Below are 3,303 nucleotides of genomic sequence, written 5' to 3'. Positions count from 1 at the left end.
GCTTCTGCAAGTGGAGACAAGACGGTGAAACTGTGGAGTAAACAAGGCAAACTCCTGCAAACTCTTACTGGTCATCAAGAAGGTGTCTCGAATGTGAGTTGGAGTCCCGATGGTCAAACTCTAGCTTCTGCAAGTTATGACAAGACGGTGAAACTGTGGAGTAAACAAGGCAAACTCCTGCAAACTCTTAGCAGTCATCAAGAATATGTCTCGAATGTGAGTTGGAGTCCCGATGGTCAAACTCTAGCTTCTGCAAGTGGAGACAAGACGGTGAAACTGTGGAGTAAACAAGGCAAACTCCTGCAAACTCTTACTGGTCATCAAGAATATGTCTCGAATGTGAGTTGGAGTCCCGATGGTCAAACTCTAGCTTCTGCAAGTGAGGACAAGACGGTGAAACTGTGGAGTAAACAAGGCAAACTCCTGCAAACTCTTAGCGGTCATCAAGAATTTGGCTTTTCTACTTATAGTATGAGTTGGAGTCCCGACAGTCAAACTCTGGCAACTACAGGTATTGGCAATACCGTGAAACTGTGGAAGGTCGATAATAACTTAGAAAGCAATATGTCAGAAGGCTGCAATTGGGTCAGCGATTATCTGAAAACCCATCCTAATGTCACAAAAGACGATAAAGAGATGTGCGCCAGCTACCTCACCGACCAGTAGAAGAGGAAAAGAAAAAGTAGATTTCTTAAACTTTTCTCTACTCCTAACTCAAACCACACTCTTTTTCACCACCACTTCCACCTTTGCCGTCGTCCATTCCTCACTCGCATCAGTCACAACCCTAATATTTCGCTGCCGCATTTATCCACAACTGCCGCCAGCAATTGTTCCAAGGCATTCCTCGGTGTTTGCTGGCCCAATCCTTTCCGAGATTAATCTAACGCTGGCAACTCCAACAATTGAAAATTCGTTCCATGCACAGTCGCAAACTCTTTAATGACATCAACCCCTTCCTGATAATTTTTTAGCATTTCGTTCGCTATCAAATAGTATTATTAAATCTTGCTATTTAATTTTCACTTTTGTAGTTAGGCGAGGTTTGAGGAGTTCAAAAGGGGGTAGGTGCTAACTCAGAGGGATATTGCACTGATGTCCCTTTGAATATAAAGTGTAAAACTCCTGGAGTGCGGACATTTGTTCTCTCAATCTAGATATCTCTACATTTAAGGGAGGGAGTAGTTTCTCAAGGTGGCGAACCTCACTAAACCAGTGTCGTAACTCGGGTTTGAGAGTTGCATAGAGCGTTTCGGGGCACGACAGTAATATTGCTGTTATTATCTCTGCTACGAATGGCTGTTGCGGCCACTTCCGTACAACAGGCATTGCATCCGAGTCATCGCTTGACAAGCATTGGTGAACAATATCAAACAGTGAATTTAACTCAATAGCTGCCCGTAATTTCTCAAGTGTCTCTGCCGTCTCTGAGGAGGTATTCACCATAGTTGTGAACTCAACAGGCAAATGGTGCAGGATGGTACTGACAAATGAAGCAATTGAATCCGGTTGCTCTTTTCTCAGAATGTCTGGGAGTATTTCTGTAAAGTAAGGAGCAACACTACGCCACTGATGTAAATCACAAGCAACATGAAAAAAGGTTTCTGGCAACCCTTCACTCTTCTGCAATACAATATAACCTCGACCTTGATTAGTGACGGGATCGACAGGTTCAAATGCTTGCCATAACAAAGGCAAAGAAACCCAGTGAGGTGGATATTTGAAACGGGCAACATCCAGCAGAAGAACTAGATCCCGTTGTGGATGATAGCCACCAATTGGTGAAAAGTGACCATCACCCGTTTGTCCCAATACCTTTCGGCTATAGGAAGCAACTAGATGAATATCACCTGACGCCGCAGTCACATCCTCAACTGCTTGCCGAAAGTTTTCCAAGCTGCTTTGGTAGTAACGGTTAGGTTTTACAACAGCACCGTTGCAACGTGCGATACAGACAAACTCATCAAAGGTGATACCGTTTTCTTTAATGACTGAAAGAGGTAAGCAACAGTCTAAAAATTCCTCTCCATACCATCTCCACACCCCTTTCCAAATGCGACCCGGATCGATGGATAAGGCATTAAGAACAACCACTAAACTACCCAATCCACAAAAAGCGGGTTCTGCTTGAGTATGAAACTGCTCCGCTAGAGCAAAATACCCTTCCATACCTCCCAATGCCAACGCTTCTCGAAATATTTGCTTTCCCTCTACCGAGGAAAAGGCAATAGCAGAATCGGGGAGTGAACGACGATAAAACCCTTGAGCAGACATTGAGTGTTTTAACCCTTATTGGTTATGGTGCTAATAAATATTATGCAATATCCTCACATAGATAATGATGAATGCACTTATTTACTATTTTTTTCAATTTTAGCAATAAAACGCTGCGAAGGTTGGACTTTCTGGGTGCTAATTTAAAAAACGTGACCATTGGCGAGGGACGGCTAGACATCAAGCTGATGAAACAAGTCGGAAATTTGCCACAGATTGAGCGTTATGCAGCTCGGCTCAATCAAGCTTTTCTGAATATCCTCACTCACGCGATCGATGTTTTAGAAGAGTCAGCTCAAGAGTTGTAAGAGTTGCAATCAAAGTTAAGCCGATGATTTGGATTGGCACTGAGGTGGTCGATGCTCAGGGGATTTATATTGAGGTCGCTGATAACGATACGGGAATTAGCAAATATCTCACAGCGCCACGTCCTGCTCCATTTTTAGTGGGCAGAACCAGCAATTTTGTCAAAATTACTCTCAGATATCGGCTAATTGTAGAGACGCAAAAAGGATAGTTAAAGTGTTTTTAGCAACATGGTAAAGGTACTAAATTTCCGATATAACTTCCGCTGTATCACAGTTAATTAATAGTATTTACCATTGGGTGGGGCGGGTGTTTGAGATTGTTGGTTTGAGTCAGAAATTGTTTTGAACCGCCCCTACAATAACTGCACAAAATTTGTCAACTGAGTTCGGCAATGAGCCTAGAATTGACTTCGCTGCTAATTTTGTACTCGCACTGCTGTTGCAGCGGACACTCGCCGCAGCGGGGGTTTCTTGCGGTACAAACTGCCGCCCCGAAGTCCAGCAAACCCAAATTCCAGGGCCCGACTTGCTGTTTGGGAGCGACTCGTTCTGCGGCTTCCCAAAGTTCGGGCGATCGCGATTTTACCTTACCGCCGTCAATCCCAAAAAAACGCTGTAAAATCCGAGCAACATTCGTATCGAGCACAATACGGTTCAGTTAAGGGCTAGGCAGTGCTTAAAACAATAAATACAGGAGGATTCATTATTATTCCAGTACCTC

At 43.8% G+C, this 3,303-nt stretch carries 5 protein-coding genes; 3 read left to right on the top strand and 2 right to left on the bottom strand.

Going from position 1 to position 3,303, the window contains the following annotated elements; all coding sequences use genetic code 11:
- Positions 1–666 (top strand): WD40 repeat domain-containing protein (locus QUA47_RS07955; RefSeq protein ID WP_333430350.1); only part of this gene is annotated, 666 nt, incomplete at its 5' end.
- Positions 667–1,071: 405 nt separating this feature from the next.
- On the opposite strand, the gene QUA47_RS07950 is transcribed toward QUA47_RS07955, so the two are convergent.
- On the bottom strand, positions 1,072–2,274 hold the full coding sequence (locus QUA47_RS07950) for a phytochelatin synthase family protein (protein WP_333430349.1): 1,203 nt from the start codon (positions 2,272–2,274) through the stop codon (positions 1,072–1,074).
- 71 nt (positions 2,275–2,345) lie between these two features.
- On the opposite strand from QUA47_RS07950, the gene QUA47_RS07945 reads away from it, so the two are divergent.
- Positions 2,346–2,582 (top strand): hypothetical protein, encoded by a 237-nt coding sequence (locus QUA47_RS07945; protein ID WP_333430348.1) that lies wholly within the window; start codon positions 2,346–2,348, stop codon positions 2,580–2,582.
- A 23-nt stretch (positions 2,583–2,605) separates the two neighbouring features.
- Positions 2,606–2,791, top strand: coding sequence for a hypothetical protein (locus QUA47_RS07940; RefSeq protein ID WP_333430347.1), 186 nt, complete (start codon positions 2,606–2,608; stop codon positions 2,789–2,791).
- Between the two features lie 167 nt (positions 2,792–2,958).
- Here QUA47_RS07940 and QUA47_RS07935 read toward each other — a convergent pair whose 3' ends face one another.
- A complete protein-coding gene (locus QUA47_RS07935; RefSeq protein ID WP_333430346.1) occupies positions 2,959–3,228 on the bottom strand; it encodes a hypothetical protein in 270 nt (89 codons plus the stop codon).
- Between the last annotated feature and the right edge of the window lie 75 nt (positions 3,229–3,303).

Source organism: Microcoleus sp. MON2_D5 (assembly GCF_036701905.1).
GTDB lineage: Bacteria > Cyanobacteriota > Cyanobacteriia > Cyanobacteriales > Microcoleaceae > Microcoleus.
The sequence above is the reverse complement of the archived record's forward strand: the minus strand, read 5'-3'. Positions and strand labels throughout refer to the sequence as shown.

Bases quoted from the DNA above. Each gene is read 5' to 3' on its own strand.
- QUA47_RS07940 (WP_333430347.1), top strand. From the start codon at position 2,606: ATGATTTGGATTGGCACTGAGGTGGTCGATGCTCAGGGGATTTATATT.
- QUA47_RS07950 (WP_333430349.1), bottom strand. From the start codon at position 2,274: ATGTCTGCTCAAGGGTTTTATCGTCGTTCACTCCCCGATTCTGCTATT.
- QUA47_RS07945 (WP_333430348.1), top strand. From the start codon at position 2,346: ATGCACTTATTTACTATTTTTTTCAATTTTAGCAATAAAACGCTGCGA.